This is a genomic window from [Actinomadura] parvosata subsp. kistnae, from assembly GCF_900323885.1.
Lineage (GTDB): Bacteria > Actinomycetota > Actinomycetes > Streptosporangiales > Streptosporangiaceae > Nonomuraea > Nonomuraea composti.
In genome coordinates this window covers 1,803,870-1,823,588 of sequence record NZ_OOHJ01000018.1, presented here as the reverse complement: position 1 = coordinate 1,823,588, position 19,719 = coordinate 1,803,870, and the positions used below count along the sequence as shown (strand labels likewise).

17 protein-coding genes are annotated in these 19,719 nt (G+C 70.7%); 3 read left to right on the top strand and 14 right to left on the bottom strand.

Going from position 1 to position 19,719, the window contains the following annotated elements; translation table 11 throughout:
- Positions 1 to 27: 27 nt before the first annotated feature.
- A complete protein-coding gene (locus KIS93_RS28460) occupies positions 28 to 1,296 on the bottom strand; it encodes an FAD-dependent oxidoreductase (RefSeq protein WP_080044807.1) in 1,269 nt (422 codons plus the stop codon).
- Positions 1,297 to 1,361: 65 nt separating this feature from the next.
- On the opposite strand from KIS93_RS28460, the gene KIS93_RS28455 reads away from it, so the two are divergent.
- Both KIS93_RS28455 and KIS93_RS63635 read left to right on the top strand, forming a co-directional pair.
- Positions 1,362 to 1,964 (top strand): TetR family transcriptional regulator, encoded by a 603-nt coding sequence (locus tag KIS93_RS28455; RefSeq protein ID WP_186404494.1) that lies wholly within the window; start codon positions 1,362 to 1,364, stop codon positions 1,962 to 1,964.
- A gap of 59 nt (positions 1,965 to 2,023) precedes the next feature.
- Complete coding sequence (locus tag KIS93_RS63635) at positions 2,024 to 2,242, top strand: hypothetical protein (protein WP_222107646.1); 219 nt, start codon at positions 2,024 to 2,026, stop codon at positions 2,240 to 2,242.
- A 64-nt stretch (positions 2,243 to 2,306) separates the two neighbouring features.
- On the opposite strand, the gene KIS93_RS28445 is transcribed toward KIS93_RS63635, so the two are convergent.
- The 12 genes from KIS93_RS28445 to KIS93_RS28390 form a co-directional block, all read right to left on the bottom strand.
- Positions 2,307 to 2,519, bottom strand: coding sequence for a hypothetical protein (locus KIS93_RS28445; protein ID WP_080044809.1), 213 nt, complete (start codon positions 2,517 to 2,519; stop codon positions 2,307 to 2,309).
- Positions 2,520 to 2,556: 37 nt separating this feature from the next.
- Entirely contained in the window at positions 2,557 to 2,907 is a 351-nt protein-coding gene (locus KIS93_RS28440) for a nuclear transport factor 2 family protein (protein WP_080044810.1), read from the bottom strand.
- Positions 2,908 to 2,910: 3 nt separating this feature from the next.
- The gene (locus KIS93_RS28435) at positions 2,911 to 3,228 is read right to left on the bottom strand and encodes a DUF3140 domain-containing protein (protein ID WP_080044811.1); all 318 of its coding nucleotides are present in this window, start codon (positions 3,226 to 3,228) and stop codon (positions 2,911 to 2,913) included.
- A gap of 50 nt (positions 3,229 to 3,278) precedes the next feature.
- Positions 3,279 to 3,725 (bottom strand): YdeI/OmpD-associated family protein, encoded by a 447-nt coding sequence (locus tag KIS93_RS28430; RefSeq protein ID WP_080044812.1) that lies wholly within the window; start codon positions 3,723 to 3,725, stop codon positions 3,279 to 3,281.
- A gap of 331 nt (positions 3,726 to 4,056) precedes the next feature.
- Positions 4,057 to 5,073, bottom strand: coding sequence for a LacI family DNA-binding transcriptional regulator (locus tag KIS93_RS28425; RefSeq protein WP_080044813.1), 1,017 nt, complete (start codon positions 5,071 to 5,073; stop codon positions 4,057 to 4,059).
- A 68-nt stretch (positions 5,074 to 5,141) separates the two neighbouring features.
- Complete coding sequence (locus tag KIS93_RS28420; RefSeq protein ID WP_080044814.1) at positions 5,142 to 5,408, bottom strand: sulfurtransferase TusA family protein; 267 nt, start codon at positions 5,406 to 5,408, stop codon at positions 5,142 to 5,144.
- A 24-nt stretch (positions 5,409 to 5,432) separates the two neighbouring features.
- Positions 5,433 to 7,472 (bottom strand): sensor histidine kinase, encoded by a 2,040-nt coding sequence (locus KIS93_RS28415; RefSeq protein WP_080044815.1) that lies wholly within the window; start codon positions 7,470 to 7,472, stop codon positions 5,433 to 5,435.
- 60 nt (positions 7,473 to 7,532) lie between these two features.
- Positions 7,533 to 11,525, bottom strand: a complete 3,993-nt coding sequence (locus KIS93_RS28410; protein WP_080044816.1) for an Ig-like domain-containing protein — start codon at positions 11,523 to 11,525, stop codon at positions 7,533 to 7,535.
- A 9-nt stretch (positions 11,526 to 11,534) separates the two neighbouring features.
- Positions 11,535 to 13,367 (bottom strand): glycoside hydrolase family 127 protein, encoded by a 1,833-nt coding sequence (locus KIS93_RS28405; RefSeq protein WP_080044817.1) that lies wholly within the window; start codon positions 13,365 to 13,367, stop codon positions 11,535 to 11,537.
- On the bottom strand, positions 13,360 to 14,124 hold the full coding sequence (locus KIS93_RS28400) for a carbohydrate ABC transporter permease (RefSeq protein ID WP_080044818.1): 765 nt from the start codon (positions 14,122 to 14,124) through the stop codon (positions 13,360 to 13,362). The genes KIS93_RS28405 and KIS93_RS28400 overlap by 8 nt, the downstream gene beginning before the upstream one ends.
- Positions 14,121 to 15,032, bottom strand: a complete 912-nt coding sequence (locus KIS93_RS28395) for a carbohydrate ABC transporter permease (RefSeq protein WP_080044819.1) — start codon at positions 15,030 to 15,032, stop codon at positions 14,121 to 14,123. The genes KIS93_RS28400 and KIS93_RS28395 overlap by 4 nt, the downstream gene beginning before the upstream one ends.
- Positions 15,029 to 16,291: an ABC transporter substrate-binding protein gene (locus KIS93_RS28390; RefSeq protein ID WP_080044820.1), complete on the bottom strand. Its 1,263-nt coding sequence runs from the start codon at positions 16,289 to 16,291 to the stop codon at positions 15,029 to 15,031. Before KIS93_RS28390 ends, KIS93_RS28395 begins: the two co-directional genes overlap by 4 nt.
- Before the next feature lie 111 nt (positions 16,292 to 16,402).
- On the opposite strand from KIS93_RS28390, the gene KIS93_RS28385 reads away from it, so the two are divergent.
- Complete coding sequence (locus KIS93_RS28385; RefSeq protein ID WP_080044821.1) at positions 16,403 to 17,416, top strand: LacI family DNA-binding transcriptional regulator; 1,014 nt, start codon at positions 16,403 to 16,405, stop codon at positions 17,414 to 17,416.
- A gap of 673 nt (positions 17,417 to 18,089) precedes the next feature.
- Here KIS93_RS28385 and KIS93_RS67640 read toward each other — a convergent pair.
- On the bottom strand, positions 18,090 to 19,697 hold the full coding sequence (locus tag KIS93_RS67640; protein ID WP_080044822.1) for a cellulase family glycosylhydrolase: 1,608 nt from the start codon (positions 19,695 to 19,697) through the stop codon (positions 18,090 to 18,092).
- Positions 19,698 to 19,719: the final 22 nt, after the last annotated feature.

Here is a 19,719-nt window from a genome sequence, read left to right as displayed (position 1 = left end):
GTTCGCCCCGGTCGCCGCGCGCAACCGTCAGGAGAACACCTTGGCCTTCAGCGGGGGGATCCGCTCCACGCCGCGCAGGAACGTCTTGAACCCGATCCGCGCCGCCCGGCTCTCCCCGACGAACTGCCTGGCCGCGCGCAGCGAGCCGCGGACGGCGGCGAAGCCGTACTCGCGCATCCGCTCCTCGTATCGGCCGATGGCCGCCACCGGGTCGCCGCCGCCGGTGAGCTCCGCGCACAGGAGGCGGGCGTCGCGCAGCGCGGTGTTCGCGCCGATGCCGGCCATCGGGGTCATGCTGTGGATGGCGTCGCCGAGCAGGGTGATCGGGGTGGGCTGCCACGGCCCGATCGGGATCGAGGTACGGATCGGCAGCAGCGTGACCGCCTCGGCGGGGGAGAGGCCGACCATCGTCAGCAGGTCGGGGTGCCAGCCCCGGATCATGCCCGTCACGGTCGCCTTGAGCTGCTCGCCCGTCATGCCCGCCAGGTCGGCGGGGAACCGCCCGGCGGCGGCGCCGAACGCCCAGAGCAGGTAGCTGCTGGTGTTGTCCATCAGCACGCCTTCCTGCTCAGTCACGCCGATGCCGGTGGTGTCGCGGGTCGTGGGGAGGTCGTCGTCCAGGTCGTGCGGGGCCGTGAAGAAGCCCATGCCCTTGGGCGGGATGATGCTGTTGGGCCCGTCCACCAGCCGGGGCGCCAGCAGCGCGCGCGTCTCCGGCGTCAGCGGGTACTTCCCCGCGACCGTGACGATCCCGGTGTCCACCCGCCGGGCGTGCGGCAGGTACTGCTGCCGCACCCGCGAGTTGCCGCCGTCGGCGCCGACCACGATGTCCGCCGTCGCGCTCGTGCCGTCGGCGAAGAAGAGCCGGGTGCGCCCGTCGGGCAGGCGCTCGTACCTCTCGTACGTCTTGCCGAACCGCACGTGCTCGTCGAGCCCCGACAGCAGCACCTGCCTGAGCGTGATGCGGCTGACCGAGTGGTGGTCGTCGGCCGGGTCGGCGGCCTTGGGATTGCGGATCACGGTCAGCGTCCTGAGCTGCTCGGTCAGGAACCCGAAGTCCTGCCCGCCGCGGCCGGTGGTGTCGAGGAACGCCCGCCACAGCTCGGGAGGCAGGCAGTCGTGCAGGGCGCGGGCGCCGTTGGGGTCGATGTGCACGCGGTAGCCCTGCAGCCGGTCGGACGGGGTGCGGTCCCGCTCGTAGACGGTCACCTTCATGCCTGCCTTGACCAGCCCTTGCGCCAGGCAGAGCCCGCCGATGCCGCCCCCGATGATCGCGATGTCCTTCGTCGTCGTCATGTCCCTCACTATCAACCATCCGTCTGAATGTGTCAACCATCCGGATGGTTGATAAGCTTCCGGCCATGAGACGTGAACCGGAGGAGAAGCAGCGCGACCCCGAGCGCACCAAGGCCCGCATCCTTCAGGCGGCACTGGAGGAGTTCGCGGCCAAGGGCTTCGCGGGCGCCCGGGTCGGCGAGATCGCCGCCAGAGCAGGGGTGAACAAGCAGCTCATCTCCTACTACTTCGGCGGCAAGGAGGGCCTCTACCAGGCGTTGAACACGCGCTGGCAGGCCGAGGAGAGCACCTTCGCCGACCGCTCCGCCTCCCTCGGCAAGCTGGCCGCCGACTACGTACGCGCCAACTCCGCCCGCCGCGACTACGGCCGCCTGATGCTCTGGCAGAGCCTCACCGAGACCGGCCCCCCGGACCCGGCCTTCGTGGCCGACGTCCGCCGCGACCTGGAACACCTGCGCCAACGCCAGGAGGACGGCGAGTTCCCCGCCGACCTCGACCCGGGCGCGGTGCTGGTGGCGCTGTTCTCGATCACGGCCGCCGGCATCACGTTCCCGCAGCTCGTACGGGCCGTGTGGGACGAGGACCCGGAATCACCGGAGTTCGCCGAGCGGTACGCCCGCGAGATCGACAAACTGGTGGCACACCTGGGGCGCGGGGCGCGCGGTTGAGTGCCGCGGCGGTGTGCCTCAGCGTCCCGGCACACCGCCTGGCAAGGGGAGAAGCACGAATGAGCGAGCAGGGCGACTGGCGGGAACTGCGAGATCGCCGCATGGCTGAGCCCGGGGCGGCCGAGGCGTACGAGGCGACCCGTCTGGCCTACGAGCGGGGCAGGACGGCCCGAGTGACCCGCCTGGCCCGCGACCTGGGCAGGACCATGCGGGCGATGGGCGAGGAGGGCGGGACATCGAGGTGTACCGCACGCCGAGAGCCGCCGCCTGACGCGTGAAGGGCCGGGCCCCGGTGGCGGGCCGGCCGTGGGGCGGGCCCGCTGGGTCACACCGTCGAGGGGCCTACTGGGTCGAGAGGCGGTCGAACAGGGCCAGGGCCGCTTGGCGGACCTCCTCCGGGGAGACCCCGTCGAGGGTCTGGCGGGCGTCGTCGATGTCGCGGGTGGTGGCCAGGGTGATGGCCACGGACGAGGCGGCGGCGCGGTCGATCGATCCCGTCGGGGCGGCGTCGGCCAGTTCCTGGGCGCTCGCGGCGAGGTCGAGGTTGTCTCTCAACGGATCTCCTCGGGTGAAGACGGTTCGGCCCATTGCATCATTTGGCATCGTGCCGCATCCACCATTCGGTGAATTCCCGGCATCGCCCATCGGGAGCGAACCGTATCACCCAGAGGTTGCTGTACGTTTTATCCGGATATGTCGTGACCCCTTGGATGACGCTCACGTCCTCGGTCACGCACACCGGATGCCACTCGAACGTGGCCTCACCAGGCTTGTCCTGGCGGCCCAGCCACTCGCGCACGATGTCGTCGCGTCCCTGCCACGGCGAGCTGTAGGGCTCGGTGTAGTAGACGGCGTTCTCGGTGAACAGGGCGGCGATGTCGTCGGGATCGTTGGAGTTCCACGCGCGTACGTAGCCCTCGATCCACGGATGCGGCTGGACCATGGGTCATCCTCTCAGCGGGTCGTGGCCCACGGACATGAGCTCGCGCCGCGACTCGTCGTCCGTGCGGTCGCCCAGGGTCTCGACCAGCTCCACGACCTGGCGCATGACGTCGAGGTCGGTCTTGGTGAGGTCGCCCTTCCGCTTGCTCAGGACGTGCAGCACGCCGCGCCCCAGCTCGTCGATGCCGAGGTCGGGGTCGGGCGGGAAGCCGTCCTCGTCGGAGGCGTCGGCGAGCAGGTACGACCGCAGCTCCTCGGAGTTCATGTTGACCGCCCGATGGAACTCGTCCCACAACATGTCGGTGTCGAAAGCCTCAGTCATATCGCCCCGCTACCCGTCAGGTCCTCTGTTACGCACCCGTCACGCCCAGGTCATGCCACGCCCTCGGCGAGCCTGGCCACCGTGTCGGCGACGCGCCGCCGCCGGGTCTCGGGCTTCTTGGCGCCCTCGACGTTGAGCACGTGCCACCTCTTGCGTGAGTACGACAGGCTCTCGAAGAACCGCTTGGCCTCGGGTGCCGCGTCGAGTGCCGCGGCCAGGTCGCCGGGCACCGTCACCTCGCGAGGTGCGGTGTCCAGTGTGACCTTCACCTCGACCTCGTCGCCTGCCGCCACGCCGGAGCCCTGCCGGTTCTCGGCGCTGAGCGGCACCATGAAGCGGCCGCCCATGGTGGCGACGGTGCTGCGGTAGGTGTGGTCGTTGATCGTGACGTTGACGGCCGGCCGCCTGCCGCCGCCGAGCGCTTCGACGGTCTCGGCGGGGATCTCGAAGCCGGTGGCGGTCTTGCCGTTCAGCTCGATGGTGGTGCGGAATCTCATCGCGGACCCTCCAGGTCGGATGGTGATGAGACTATGTGCCGACAAAAAAAGTTGTCAATGCCTCAGGTCACGATTCATCGAACATCGGATCTCGTTTAGGTATGGAGGTACTAAGAGCGCCCCTTCCGCTCTCGTTCATCAATGGAGTCGCCTTGGCGCGGGGGACGCTGGGGCGGCTCCCGTACGGGAACTGCCGCGAGGAGGGGACGGCACGTGTCACGGGCTCGGACGGGCGGTCTGCCAGCCGCGGTCCCAGCCCGTGACACGTGCCGAGCGGGCCAAGAAGAAAGAGCGGGCCACGAAGAAAGAGCGGCCAAGAAGAAAGAGCTGGTCACGCGCCGGATGGGGCGGGGCCGGTGCTGCCGCGCGGCGTGAGGACGGCGGCCTGATCCTCGTACGGGGGCACGTCCTCGCCCGCGATCAGCGCGAGCAGGCGCTGCGCGGCATGGGCCCCGTAGGCGGGGATGTCGCGGGTCAGCGCGGTCAGCGGGGGCCGCACCACCTGGGCGAGCGGCGAGTCGTCCCAGGCCACGATGGACAGGTCGCGTGGCACCTCGACCCGCATCTCCTGCGCCACCGAAAGGCCCGCCACGGCCATGATGTCGTTGTCGTAGACGATCGCGGTGGGCCGGTCGGGCGAGCTGAGCAGCCGCCGGGTGGCCCGCGCGCCCTCCTCGCCGGTGTAGTCGGTGTGCACGATGACGTGCTCGGCCACGCCCTCGCACGCCTGCGTGAACGCCTGGTCCCGGACGGTCGTGTGCACGAGCTCGGGCAGCCCGGCCACCCGCGCGAGGCGGCGGTGCCCGAGCGCGACGAGGTAGCCGACGGTCTCGCGCACGGCCTCGCCCTCCTCCGACCAGATGGCCGACAGCGAGCCCGACTGGGAGGGGTGGCCGATGACGACGGCCGGCATGCCGAGCCGCTCCAGCTCGGCCACGCGGGAGTCGTCGTAGTGCAGGTCCACGAGGAACACGCCGTCGATGCGGCTCTCACCCCACCAGTGGCGGTAGACCTCGCTCTCCTGCTGGTGGCTGGTGACGACCTGGAGCAGCAGCGCGTACGAGCGGTCGGCCAGCACCCCCTCGATGCCGCTGATCAGCTCCATGAAGAACGGCTCGACCCCGAGGATGCGCGCGGGCCGGCACAGGGCGAGGCCCACGCAGTTGGCCCGGGCGCCGTTGAGTGCGCGGGCGGCGCTGTTGGGGCGCCAGCCGATCTCGTCGGCGATGGCGACGATCCGGGCGCGGGTCGCCTCCGACACGCCCGGCTGCCCGTTGAGCGCGTAGGAGACCGCCACCTTGGACACTCCCGCCCGGCTGGCGATGTCGGCGATCGTCGGTCTCTTCACGGAGTCCCTCTCTGAACCGGATAACCCTCCATACTTTAGGCCAGGCGGCCGGCCCGGTCGTTAACCGCTTAAGCCGCGTGCCACGGCTTCGACTCCTGCGTCTCCGCCGCCGACTCGGCCACCCGCAGCGCGTACGTCGGCCGCTCCCCCTCCACCGGCCCCAGGTAGGTGTGCCCGGTCAGGTGGCACCACGCCGGCAGGTCCACCGGCGCGGCCGGGTCGGTGGCGATGAGGTGGATGACGGCGCCCGGCCCGGCGGCGCGCACGTGGGCCCGCAGCTCGATGAGCAACTGCACGCAGAGCTTGTCGCCGCCGTCGACTACGAGATCAGGCATGCGTATAGGAAACCACCACTCGCCTCACGTCCGCGCCAGCGGCCCGGCCGTCAGGAGCGGCAGCATGACCTCGACGCGGGTGCCCGCCCCCGGCTCGCCGGTCACCACGCAGATGCCGCCCAGCTCGGCGGCTCGTTCGCGCATCGAGCCCAGCCCGACGCCGGCGCGGTGCGACTCGGGCAGCCCCTTGCCGTCGTCGGTCACGAGCACGCGCAGCACCGACTCCTCCCGCTGGAGCACGATCCGCGCCCTGGACGCCTCGGCGTGCCGGCCGATGTTGGTCAGCGCCTCCTGGACGATGCGGTAGACGGCCACCTCGACGGCCGCGGGCAGGTCCTCCAGGTCCCCTTCGACCTCCACCTCGACCTCAGTGCCGGGGGAGGAGCGCGCCGCCAGGTCGCGGACCGCGCGGGCGAGGCCGAGGTCGTCGAGCGCGGGCGGGCGCAGGCCGTACACCAGCTCGCGGATGTCGCTGGTCACGGCGCTCATGCCGGCGTGCAGCTCCCGCAGCAGCTCGTCGGCGGCCTCCGGGGAGCTCTTGAGGCTGAGGCGGGCCATGTTGATGGTCATCGCCATCGCCGAGAGCGTCTGGCCGAGGCCGTCGTGCAGGTCGCGGCGCAGCCGGCGGCGCTCTTCCTCCCTGGCCGTCAGGATGCGCTCGCGCGATCGTTGCAGGTCGGCGGCCATGCGGACGGCGTGCGCGACGTCCGCCGCGTACGGGGTGAGCGTGGCCAGCACCCGCTCGTTGTGCGCGGCGGGGAAGCGGCGCGGCCCCGGCGGGCCGACGAGCAGGCGGCCGACCCGCGCCCCGTGCCAGACCAGCGGCACCTCCCGCGCGTCCGGCCCCACCCGGCCGCTCTCCACGTAACGGGGCTCGCCGTCGGCCACCTCCACGGCCACGCCCTCGACCGCGAGCCCGTCACGCAGCACGCTGACCACCGAGGTCAGCGCCCTGGCCGGGTCGGCGCCGCGCACCGCCTGCGTCAGCCGCTCGGCCAGCAGGCCCGGGTCGCCGACCGCGCCGTACAGGAGCCGGTCCATGGCGCGCTGCAACGCGCGCCGCAGCGGCTGGAAGAACGCGCCCGCGAACAACGCGGCGGCGACGCCGGCCACCTGGTCGTAGCCGGAGACGACCAGGCTCGACAGCGTGCCCGCGCCGAAGTAGACGAGGCTGACCACGACGACCACGCCGGCCGCCACGAACGCCCGGCTGATCACGGTGTCGATGCCGTACAGCCGGTAGCGCATCACCGCGAACGCCACCGCGAACGGGATCGCCGCCGCCCACGCGATCGCCGGCCACATGAACACCGGCCAGATCGCACCCAGGATCAGGAAGAAGATGTACCCGGCGAACGCGAGCAGCGGCCAGCCGATCTGCCGCCGCCCCGCCGGGTCGGCCCGCCGCATCCGCACCGCCAGCGACAGCGCGGCCAGCGCCATCGCGGTGTAGATGCCCGCCCAGCTCACGGTCGTGATCACACCCATGTACGGATGCAGCGCCGGGATCTGCAGCGGGTTCGGGATGATCGCCGGGAACGGGGTGGTGCCGGGCGCGGGCGACATCCTGAACACGTACCGGACGGTCGCCGCCCCGATCGCCACGCAGCCCAGCCACAGGGCGGGCCGCCACCGCTTCGACGGCAGCCGGCCGTCCGGCGAGTACAGCGGCAGCACCATCGTGAGCGTCAGCCCGCACACCGCCCACCCGAGCTGCGTCGGCACCCGCAACCACCCCGCCAGCGCCATCTCGCCGTGCGAGGCGGCGCGGAACATCAGCGCGTTCGACACGTCGCTGACGGCCGCCGCGAACCCGCCGACGCACATGAGCCACGCCATGTTGAGCCGGGGCCGGTGGTGGATGAGGAACGCGCCGACGGCGGGGAAGGTGAAGGTGACGGCGGACTGCGGGCTCAGGGTCAGCATGGGCGTCCACTCGTCGGTCAGCCCGGCCCAGATGAGGATCGCGGCCAGGCCGAGCACCGGCGAGGCCACGGCCATGGCGGCCGCGACCACGAATCTGGCCGTCAGGCGTCTCGGCTTGTTCCCGGCGAGTTCGGCCATCGTGCTGTCCCGCTCCTGTCCTGGCCCCGCGAAACAGGTGGGGCCAGGACAGAATAGGCGCTACTGGACGGTGACGGTGGCCTTCGCCGCGATCGTCGTGCCCGCCACCTGGCCGCTCACCCCGAACGTGCCCGGCTGGGCGTACCTCGCGGGATCGACGGCCTCCCAGGTGACGGCGACCGAGCTGTCCTTCGAGCCGTCGTTGTACGTCGCCACGACCGTCTTCGGCAGCGACGGCGCGACCCTGGCCCGGGTGGTGACGGCCTCCTCGGCGAGCGAGGTGATCGTCACCTCGCCGGTGGTGCGAACGTACACCGTCGCCTGGGCCGGCTGGCGCACGCCCTCGGCCAGGCCGGTGACGGTGAAGCTGGTGCCGCCGGTCCTGACCTGCTCCGGCGTCACCTGCTGCCAGGTGACGGCGGCCTGGCCGCGCGAGCCGTCGGCGTACAGGGTCTCGACCGTGGCGGGCAGCTTCGGCAGCGTGCCGGCCAGGGTGGGCACGTGGACGGGGCGCACCGCGTCCGGCGGCACCTCGTACACCTTGACCTCCAGCAGGCCGACCGACGCCCCGCCCGATTCGAGCTGCACGCGCAGTCGGGAGGTGGTGACGGTGTCGAAGGAGACGGTGTTGTAGGCGTCCACGGCCTTGGGGTAGGACTGGACGCCGGTGACGTCCTCGAAGGAGTCGCCGTCCCACTGCTGGATCTTCCACGAGGCGGGCACGCGCACGCCGCCGCCGTCGTCGAAGAAGTACACGTCCGCCTTGTTCACCTGGACGGGCGCGGGCCAGTCGAGCTGCACCCACTGCGTGCCCTGCTGCGGCCAGGTGCCCCAGCGCGGGTTGGCGCCGTCGTTGGAGCGCGGCGGGTCGATGCCGTCGTTGATCGCGCCGACGCGCTCCCACGGGGAGGTGTAGGAGGCGGTGGGCGTGGCCTTGGGCGCCACGTTCGCCTGGGCCGCCTGGCTGGTGGCGGTGACGCGCACGGTGGCGGTGGTGCTCTTGGCGCCGTCCGTGGCGGTCAGCTTCAGCGTGTACGCCCCGGGCTCGGAGAACGCGACCACCGTGGCGGGCCCGGCCGGGTCGGTGAAGTACGCCTCGCCGGGCCCGTCCGCCTTCGACCACTGCGTGCTCAGCGTGCCCTTGGGCAGGGCGTCGTCCTTGACCACGGCCTCGACCCTGACCTGCCCGGGCCGGGTGAACGCCGGGTCCACGACGGGCACCACGGACGGCGCGTGGTTGGTGACGCGGCCGGCCTCGGCGCCCGACCGGTACGCCTGCACCTCCTTCAGTGCGGTCGCGTACCCGGGCCGGTGGGTGACCAGGACGCGCAGCTTCTGCGTGGTGACGGCGGGGAAGCGCACCTCGTTGAGGTTCGCGCGCGGGTAGCGGGGCCGCTTGTCCTGGCCCGGCACGTCCTTCCAGGTGTCGCCGTCGAGGTACTGCACCGAGTAGAGGGCGGGCTCGCCGTACGCCTTGCGGTCGTTGAAGAAGTACAGCTTGACCTGGTCGACCTCGCGGGCGGAGCCGAGGTCCACGGCCAGCCAGTCCTGGGCGTCGCCGGAGCCCTTGGCGTCCCAGACGGGGGCGTTGATGGTGGAGCCGTCCACCGCTCCTGCGGGGTCGCCGTGGGAGGCGGTGGCGGACGTGACCAGGTTGGGGCGGTCGGCGCGCAGGTCCACGCCGGCCTTCTGGAACAGGTCCTCGACGCGGTCGCCGGTCAGCTCGACCTCGGTCGGGGCCTTGAGCGACGGGGCCTTCCCGGCGTGCACGACCGTGCCGCCCTCGACCTGGCCGGTCCTCGGGTCCCAGGTCGCGTGGGCGAGGCCGGAGAGCGTGACCTCGCGCTTGCCGTCGACGAGGATCGAGTACCCCTCGGGCACGCCGGGGTAGTGCCGGGTGCCGTCGCCGGGCTTGTCCCAGACGATGGTCAGGTCGGCGCCCCGGTAGTCGACGCCGTTGACGGTGAAGTGGTCCCAGCCGATGTCCACCGGCCACAGCTCCACCTTGCCGTCCGAGCGCGGGCGCAGGCCCATGACGTCCTCGATGACGGTCCAGTTGCTGCTGCCGAGGATCGTGTGGTGGATCCAGGAGCGGTAGCCGATTGTCCTGGTCTGCGGGTCCCAGTTCGCCCAGAACTCGTTGGCGTCGGGGTAGCGGGTGTCGCCGCCGACGTACTGCGACCAGGCGTTCCAGTACAGGAGCTGCTTGTACTGCTCGGGAGTGATGTACGGACTGGCGTACTGGCGCAGCGCCTTGGAGAACAGCGCGAAGTTCCGGGTGGAGTTGATCTGGGAGAAGTTGTTGGTGCCGGGGTTGCCGGCGGCGGCGGCCTCCGCCTTGTCCTTCTGGTTGGCCGTGTACGCCGGGAAGATCGGATATTCCGCAGGATCAGCCCACAACCGGAGCGCTTCCCGATATTTCGGGTCATCGGTGGGGACGAGGCCGGTGGCGTACGGGATGTAGTTGTTGGACTCCTTCCACGGGATCAGGTTGCCCGTCTGCAGGTCGCGGTGCTTGAACAGCTTGGCCTGCTCGTCCCACAGCAAGGAGAGGATGCCGTTCCGCACCTTGTCCGCGACGCCGCGCAGCTCCGTGGCCTTCGCCCGGTCGCCCGCCAGCTCGTACGCCTGCGCCGCCGCCATCGCGTTGGCGTAGACGTAGGCGCCTTCCAGCCGCTCGTTGGCCCGGTCGTAGTAGTGGAACGACACCGCGTCGGCGTCGTTGCCGGTCATCGCCTCCCAGTCGTACTCGATGACGCCGTTGTCGTTGGAGTCGTACGCGGCGAGCTGCCCGTACACGTCCTTCTCGGCGTACCTGGCCAGGTTGCGCAGGATCGACGGCTGCCCGCCGTGGATCTGGTAGCTCTCCAGCGCGGCGGCCGAGATGTACTGGGTGTAGCTGTTCGACCAGTTCTCCGGGTCGCCCGGGTTGTCGGTGTACTTCGAGCCGCGCGAGACCTCGCCCGCCGACACCCACGGCCCGTACGAGTAGATCGGGTCCCGCAGGTACTTCAGGTCCTGCACGAACATCGGCACGGTCAGCACGATCGCGTTGTTGTAGCCCAGCGCCCCCTCCACCGACGTGGGGAACTGGAAGTCGTTGCCCGGGATGTCGGCGTCGAGGAAGTTGAAGCGCATCAGCCACCAGCGGTAGTAGACGAACTTCTTGATGTTCTCGTCGGGCACGTCGATGTAGGGCAGGTTGTCGGCCCACCAGGCGTTGTAGTCCTGGAGCTGGCGGCGCAGCGCCTGCTCGGGCGAGCGGCCCTTGTAGCCGTCGTACTCCGCGCGCGACCTCGGCAGCTCCTCGGTGACGAAGCCCATCTGCACCTTGGTCCGCACGGTCTTGCCCGGCTCGACGGTGAGCGAGCCCGTGAGCGTGCCGTCCGACACCTTCAGCCCGTCGCCGCTCAGCCGGGGGAAGATCGTGGTCAGCTTGTTCTTCGCCCACACCGTGCCGGTCAGCTCGCGGTCGCCGTCGGCCTGCTTGGCGTACGGCGAGGTGACGGTGACGGGCACCGTGCGCGGCTCCGCCCCGGTGTTGGTGATCTCCAGGGTGGTCACGGCCACGTTCTCGTGGGTGATGAACTTCTTGACCCCGACGGCGAGCCCGTCACCTGAGTACCGGCCGGTCCAGTGGCTGGGCATCTGCAGGCGCTTGCCGACGTCCTCGGTGAGCGGGGTGCCGAGCGAGATCTCGTACGCGTCGCGGTTGTCGATGCTCTCCCAGTACGCCACGTACCCGCCGAAACCGAGCACCGACGGGTCGTGCTCCTTCATGAACAGCGCCCGCCCGCGCGTCATCAGCCACGGCCCGGCCGGGTCGTCACCGGGGCGGGCGAGCATGCGGTCGATCCAGTACGAGTCGCCGCCCTTCTCCTTCTTGTAGATCTCGGCCATCATCCGGCGCGGGTGGTAGCTCACGGGCTCGGCCGGCACCGGGTCGTCGCCCGTGAAGACCGGCAGGCCGAGCGTGTCGTCCGCGTGGGACGGGGCCACGCCCAGCGAGGCTGTGAGCGCTAACACGGCCAAGCACACCAGCGGTTTACGCACGTACCTCTCCTAGATCGTCGGAAGCCAGACGCGCATGGTCGCGGGGCCGCGGTTGCCCCAGCGGTGGTAGGGCACCAGCCGCAGCCGCACTTCGGCGCCGTCCTCGGCCGTGCGCGGCGGTCCGTACGGCCAGGAGCCGTCGCTCCCGGACGCCAGCCGCGCCCCCACCTCCAGCTCCACCACGCCGTCCGCCTCGTGCTCCACCGGCGGCTCCACCTGGGCGGTCACCCCGGCCAGCGGCGGCTCGTCGGCCACCGACTCCGCGCAGTAGACGAGCGGCCCCCGCTCCACGGCGGCGCTGCCGCGCAAGGCGTCGATCCGCCGGTCCGGCACGGTCCACCGGGGCCGCATCGGCAGTTCGAGCCGGATCTCGTCGCCGGCCCGCCACGGCCCCTCCACGTAGGCGTAGCCGGGATCGACCGGCCGCACGACCGGGCCCTCGGGCAGGGGCGCGTCCGGGGAGGAGGCCGGGACGTGCGCCAGCGTGGCGTCCGTCGCCCAGGCCGGGACGCGCAGCCCGATCCGGCCCTCCCCGTCCTCCAGCACGCGCACGCTCACCGAGCCCTGCCACGGGTAACCGGTCTCCACCCGCAGCGCCAGCCGTCCCGAGCGGATCTCCGCCGGGGTGAGGTGGTGGATCAGCACGCCGTCGTCCTTCGCCGCGGCCACGTAGGCGGGCAGCGAGGCGAGCGTGCGGGCGATGTTGTTCGGGCAGCACGACACGTCGAACCACGGCGAGCGCAGCCCGCCCTCGGCGGCGTGGTTGACGCCGTCCAGCGGCGTGGCCGGCACCCGCACGTGCAGCGGGTTGACGTAGAAGAACGACTTCCCGTCCAGCGCCACGCCGGTGGCGAGCACGTTGTACATCGTGCGCTCGGCCAGGTCGGCGTAACGGGCGTCGCCGGTGGCCAGCAGCAGCCGGTGCGCCAGCATGATCGAGGCGATGCCCGCGCACGTCTCGTTGTAGGCCCGGTCCGGCGGCAGCTCGTAGTCCTCGCCGTACGACTCGTCGGCATGCCTCGAGCCCATGCCGCCGGTCAGGTGCGTGCGCCGCGCGACCGTCCGCTCCCACTGCGACTCGACCGCCTTCAGCAGCTCCTGGTCGCCGGTCTCGACCGCCACGTCCACCACGCCCGAGGCCAGGTAGAGCGCGCGCACGACGTGCCCGCGGAACACCTGCGCCTGCCGGACGGGCACGTCGTCCTGGTAGTAGCCGCGCCCGAACGGGATGTCGGCCAGCGCGGGCAGGCCGCGCCGCTCGACGAAGCGGCGGGCCATCTCCAGGTACCGCTCGGCGCCGGTCGCCCGGTACAGCTCGACCAGCGCCATCTCGATCACCGGGTGGCCGCACGTCTCGTTCGTGTCCATGAAGCGGCGGCACACGTGGTCGGCCGCCTTCGTCACGACCTCCGTGAGCTGGTCCGCGCCGTGCCTGCGCAGCCGCGCCACGCCCGCCTGGATGAGATGGCCGTAGCAGTAGAGCTCGTGACCCCACTCGAAGTCCGTGTAACGGCTGCCCGACCAGCGCGTGTTGAGGTAACCGTCGCCCTCCTGCGCCCGCGCCACGATCTCCGCCAGCGCGGGCAGGCCCGGATGGTCCGCCCAGGCCATCGCCTCCAGCAGCTTGTAGATCTCCGAGTCGCTGAACTCCCGCCCCCTGCGCGGCCGCTCACCGCGGAAGTTGCCGATCCAGCCTTCGCGTTCCTCCCATTCCTGGCAGTGGGCGATCGTCACCTCGTTGTTGAGCGCGATCCGGTCGCCCCAGAAGCCCGGCAGCACGCGTACGGAATCGAGGCCGAGAGGGGCGAGGACGCCCGAAGAGGGCAGGACGGGATTAGCCACGCAGAGCTCCTGACATGAATCCGCGCACGTAGTGGCGCTGCAGAACGATGAAGAGGACGAGACAGGGAAGCGCCATGACCATCACGCCGGCCTGGAGCATGCCGTAGTCGATGGCGCCGAACGTGTGCTGCGTCATGCTCACCACGGCCACCGGCAGCGTGAAGGACGATCCGTCGTTGAGCAGGATGAGCGGCGCGAAGAAGTCGTTCCACGAGGCCAGGAACGCGAACAGGCCCACCGTGATCAGCGCCGGCCGCACCGCGTGCAGCAGGATCCGCGCGAACGCCCGGAAAGTGCCGCAGCCGTCCACCAGCGCGGCCTCCTCCAGCTCGCGCGGCAGCGCCTCGAACGCGTTGCGCATCATGAACAACGCGAACGGGAGCTGGAACATCACGAACACCAGCGACAGCCCGACCAGCGAGTTCTGCAGCCCGAGATAGCCGAGCAGCACGTAGAGCGGGATCAGGATCGTCGCGTACGGCACCATGAGGATCGCCAGCGTGGCCAGGAACAGCACGTTCTTGCCCGGGAAGTCGAAGCGGGCGAAGCCGTAGCCGCCGAGCGCCGAGACGACCAGCGTGCCGCCCACCGTCATGACCGACACCAGCACGCTGTTGACGGCGTAGGTGTCGATGCCCTCGCCGAAGCGGGCCATCTCCAGGTAGTTCGACGGCTCCTCCAGCGAGGCGTAACCGCTCCACACCAGCGGGAACAGGAACAGCACCGCCAGAGCGGACAAAGTGAGGTAACGGCTCAACGGAGCCTCCGCATCATCAGCGTGTTGAGCCCGACCAGGGCCACCAGCAGCACGACCGACAGGGCCGCGGCGCCGCCGAGGTCGAAACGGAAGAACGCGTCCCGGTAGACGACCATCACCATGGAGACGGTGCTGTTGTCCGGGCCGCCGTTGGTGAAGACGAAGAACTGGTCGAAGGCCAGCAGCGAGCCCGTGACGCTGAGGATCAGCATCAGCGCCAGCGTCGGGCGCAGCAGCGGCAGCGTGATCCTGGTGAAGATCTGCCAGCGGTTCGCGCCGTCGCTGCGCGCGGCCTCGTACACCTCGGTCGGGATGGCCTGCAGCCCCGTCAGCAGGATCAGCATGTTGAACCCGGCGAACCGCCAGATCACCAGCGTGATCGTGGAGAACAGCGCCATGTTCGGCGTGCCGATCCACTTGACCGGCTCGCTCGTGATGCCGAGGGCCTGCAGCATCGGGTCGATGGGGCCGAAGTCGTTGTTCAGCATCCCGTAGAACAGCAGGCCCGCCGCCGCGAAGCCGACCGCGCCCGGCAGGAAGAACGCCGTCCTGAAGAACGCGATGCCCGGCCGGCGGTCCTGCACGAGCAGCGCCAGCCCCAGCGCCACCCCCGACAGCAGCACTGTCGTGATGGCCGTGTACTTCAGCGTGAAGACCACCGCGTCGAGGAAGAGCGGATTGTCGGCGATCTTGACGTAGTTGGCGGGAGCGTTGAACGTGGCCTGGCCCAGCAGGGGCCAGCGGTTCAGCGACATCCAGACGACCAGCACCAGCGGGGCGAGGAACAACACGCCCACGATGACGGCCGTCGGAGCCGCGTACAGCCAGCCCTGCACCTTCCTGCTGCGCCACCGGGCGGACGGCGCGCTGTGAGCCGCCCGCCTGGAGCGCGTGACCGTCAGCGTCATTGCTGCAGCGACTTCGTGATCTCGGCGTTGAGCTGCGGCACCTTCGAGGCGTCACCGAAGACGGCCTCCCTGGCCAGCCGCAGCCACGGGCCCTGCGGATCGTTGTAGGTCTGGCCGAACCGCAGCGCGAACGGCGTCTGCCCCTTGGCGACCAGCGAGTTGATCAGCACCACGCGCGGGTCCTCGGCCGAGTACTTGTTGCTGGCCAGGTCCGTCCGCGCGAGCACGTCCTTGTTCTTGGCCATCACCTCGACCTGCGCCTGGTCCGAGACCGTCCAGGAGACGAACTCCCAGGCCGCGTCGGCGTTCTTCGACGTCGCGGAGATCCCGACCGAGTCGCCGCCGACGAACGTGGACTCGCCGCCGTCCGGGCCCGCGATCGGGGTGACGCCGATCTTCATGTCCTTCGGCATCAGGCCGAGCGTGGTGGACGGCATCGGCATTACGCCGATCTCACCCTTGGGGAAGAAACCGGTCCAGGTGGGGCCCTGCTCCTCCTTGGCCGTCGGGCCGGTGACCTTCTTCTCGTACAGCTCGCGCCAGATCCTGAACACCTCGGTCATGGCGGGCTGGTCGTTCAGCGACGTGGTGCCCTTGTCGTCCATGACCTGCGCGCCGGCGGCCCAGACGGACGGCCAGAACGTGAAGACGTAGCAGCCGCCGCAGTTGCCGCCGAAGAAGGTGCCGTGCACCTGGCCGTCCTTGCCCAGCTTCTCCTGGATGGTGGTGGCCTGCTGGGCGAACTCCTTGAGCGTCTTGGGACCCTTCTCGGGGTCGAGACCGGCCTTCTCGTACAGGTCCTTGTTCCAGAACCAGACCGACAGGTCCAGAGTGTGGGGGAGGGTGTACTGGCGGTTGTCCAGCGTGCCCAGCTTCATGTGCGAGGGTGCGAGCTTGTCCTTGAACGGCAGGGCCGCGATCCTGTCCGTGATGTCCATGAACAGGCCCTGGGAGGTGTAGTTCGGGACGAAGATGACGTCCGCCGCGAACACGTCGGGCAGCTGCTTGGCGCCGGCCGCGGCGGCGATGCGGGGCTGGTAGTTGTCGGTGGGGATGACGGTGAGCTTGACCTGGTTCTTGTGGGTCTTGTTGTACTCCGCGACCAGGCGCTCGCTCTGGGTCTGCGTGGCCGCGCGGGTCCACATGGTGATGGTCACGGGGCCGTCCGCCTGCTGTGTCCCGCCGCCGCTGTTGCCGCAGGCCGCTGCTGTGAGCGTTAACACACCGAGGAGGGAGATCCCGGCCAGCCTTCGTCTCATGATCTGCTCCTGGACTTAAAGGTTTTCGGAAACGTAGAAGAAACATGAGCCCATGTCAATGGGTGCTATGGTGCTAAGCGGTTCACAAATCACCGAAAAGGGTTTCGAAGTATGGCGGGTAAGCGGGCGACCATCAACGACGTGGCCTCGCTGGCGGGGGTATCGATCGCCACGGCCTCCAAAGCGCTCAACGGGCGCCAGGACGTGCGGGCGGCCACGCGCGAACGCGTGCTCGCCGCCGCGGCCGAGCTCTCCTTCCAGCCGAACGCCCTGGCCAGAGGACTCCTGTCCGGCCAGACCAGGACCGTGGGGCTGCTGACCTCCGACAGCGTCGGCCGCTTCGGCATCCCCGTCCTCCTCGGCGCCGAGGACGCCTTCGGCGCCGGCGAGATGGCGGTGCTGCTCTGCGACGCGCGCGGGGACGCGATCAGAGAACAGCACCACCTGCGCGCCCTGCTGTCCCGGCGCGTGGACGGCCTCATCGTCGTGGGGGAGAGCACCAACCCACGGCCGTCCGTCAGCAAGGACCTGCCGGTCCCCGTCGTGTACGCCTACGGCCCCTCCGACGACCCCTCGGACGTCTCCTTCGTCCCCGACGACGTCGGCGCCGCAGCCATGGCCGTCAACCACCTCCTCGCCCTCGGCCGCCGCCGCATCGGCCACGTCACCGGCCCCACCCACTACAAGGCGGCCCGCGACCGCGAGGAAGGCTTCCACCGCGCCCTCACCGAAGCAGGCGTCGAACAGGCCGGCCAGACCCTCTCAGGCGTGTGGTCACAGAGGTGGGGCCGCCACGCCGCCGAAATGCTCCTCATGGCCGAACCCGAGATCGACGCCGTCTTCTGCGGCAGCGACCAGATCGCCGCCGGCTTCGTGGAAGCGGTACGCGAACGCGGGCGGCGAGTCCCCGACGACATCGCGGTGGTGGGCTACGACAACTGGGAAGTCCTGTCCACCGAGACGCGCCCCGCCCTGACGACCGTGGACATGAACCTGGAGGTGTTGGGCCGGACGGCGGCCCAGCACCTGTTCGCCGCCATCGACGGCAAGGCCACGCCGGGCGTCCACACATTGCCCTGCCAACTCGTCATCCGCGACTCCACCTCCCCACCCGGCGTGTCCTGACGCCTCCGGCCCGTCTCGCGGGCGCCGTCGACGTCGCGCCGAGCCACGCCGCACCACCTCCCGCCGACCCGGCGCCGTGAACGAGCGCCCGCCGCCGGCGGCTGGCCCGGCCACACTCCGGTCGATGGGCTGCCCGTCCGGCACGGCGCGCGGTGGCTCGCTCGCCCCGGCACGTTTCGCTGGGCGCCGACCACGTTGCGCCGAGCCGCACCGCACCACCTCCCGCCGACCCGGCGCCGTGAACGAGCGCCGGCCGCCCGCGGTCGGCCCGCCGCGCCACGGCCTGTCGCCGCCGCGCCACGGCCTGTCGCCGCCGCGCCACGGCCTGTCGCCGGCTCGCCGCGCCGCTGGCCCGTGCGTCCGGGCGCGGCAGCGCGAAGGTCCGCGGGTCCGGCTTGGCGGCGCGAAGGCCCGTCGGCGGGGCGGCCCGCCCGTTTGGCGCGGCGCAAGGCCGCCACGGCCAGCCGGCCGCTGGGCCCTGGCTTCCGGCGCCGGGTCGGCGAGTAGTCGTGCAGTGCGGCGCGGCGCGGCGCAACGTGGACGGCGCGCAACGCAACCCAGCGCGCCCAGCCGCACCCGCGCGAGTGCGCCGTACCCGAACGGGCGGGTCGCACCAGCGGCACCTACGTCAGCGGGCCGCCCCACGAGCGTGGGGGCGGCCCGCGCTAAACCGTCAGGAGGTGGCGCACGTGTACGAGCTGACCGTCGCCGTGTTCCCCCCGGGTCGGGTGACCTGGAAGCCGAAGCTGGTCGAGGCCCCGGCTCCCACGGTGCCGTTGTAGCCGGCGTTCCTGGCGGTGACCGTCTGGCCGTTGACGCTCACCGACGCGTTCCACGACCCGGCCAGGGTGTGGCCGGCGGGCAGGGTGAAGGTGACGGTCCAGCCGGTGATGCCCGTAGTGCCGGTGTTGGTGACGGTGACGGGTTGGACGACGTATCCGCCGTTCCACTGGCTCTGCACGGTACCGGCGGCGGTGCAGCCGCCGCCGGTGCCGCCGCCGGAGGTGGTGAAGGTGGCGAGGGCGGAGGCGGTGGACTGGTTGCCGGCGCCGTCCCGTGCCCGCACGTACACCTGGTACTGGGTGGAGGGCGTGAGGCCGGTCAGGGTGACGGAGTTGGTGGTGGCGGAGCCGAGGAGGGGGTCGGTGGTGCCCTGCTCGCGGTAGACGTCGTAGCCGGCGAGCCCGGAGCCGCCGGAGTCGGTGGAGGCGGTCCAGGTGAGGGTGGCGCCGGTGGAGGTGATGCCGGACGCGGCGGGGGTGCCGGGTGTGGTGGGGGCGGTGGTGTCGGTGCTGCCGCCGCTGAAGTAGGTGGCTTCGCGGGAGGTGGCGGCGATGCCGTTGGCGCCGTTGAAGATGCGTTGTCCCCAGGAGGTGAGGGCGGCGGGGTTGAAGTTGGTGACCATGTCGAGGTATTCGACGCCGCCGCCGTTGCCGCTCCATGACCAGCCGATGTAGCCGATGCCGCGGGACACGGCCTGCGCCATGATGGTGTCCTCGTCGGGGTCGCCGTCGGAGTGGTTGAAGCCGAATTCGCCGATCACGAGGGGCAGGCCGGCGGTCTGGAAGGCGTCGAGGTAGGCGGTGATCTCGGCGGCGGTGTCGAAGACGCCGTACATGTGGATGGAGAACACGGTGTTCTTCTGGGTGTCGGCGGCGGCGACGGTCTTGGCGTTGTCGCGCATGGTGAACTGCCAGTCCTGGCCCCAGTTGGGGGCGTCGACCATCAGCATGTGCTGGAAGCCGAGGCTGCGCATGCGGGTGATGGCGTTGCTGGTGGCGGCGGTCCAGGCGGAGACGTTGTTGTTGCCGTACGGCTCGTTGCCGATGTTGACGATGATGAAGTCTTCGGTGCCGGTGAGGGCGCTCCGGACGCTGCTCCAGTAGTCGACGGCCTGGTCGAGCGTGTACGCGCCGCTCTGCTCGCCGTACCCGGTGGTGTCGTGGTTTTCGAGCACGCATATTAACCGGTTCTGCCGGCACAGGGAGACGACGTTGGCCACGTCGGTGGCGTTGTTGGGGGTCCATCGGCCGCCGCTGAGCACGACGCGCACGGTGTTGGCGCGCAGGGCCTTGATGTTGGCGAAGGAGCTGGTCTGGCTCGTGTACCAGGTGTGCGCGTGGCTGACGCCGCGCATGACGAACGCGTTCCCGTTGGCCTCCAGGATCTTGGTGCCGCTGACCCGGAGCCCGACCGCGGCGTGCGCGGGCGCGGGGACGATCAGCATCGAGACGAGCAGCGACAGGAGCGCCGCCGCCGCGAGCCCGAGTCGTTTGGTCATGGGGGGTGCCCTTCTGGTGGTG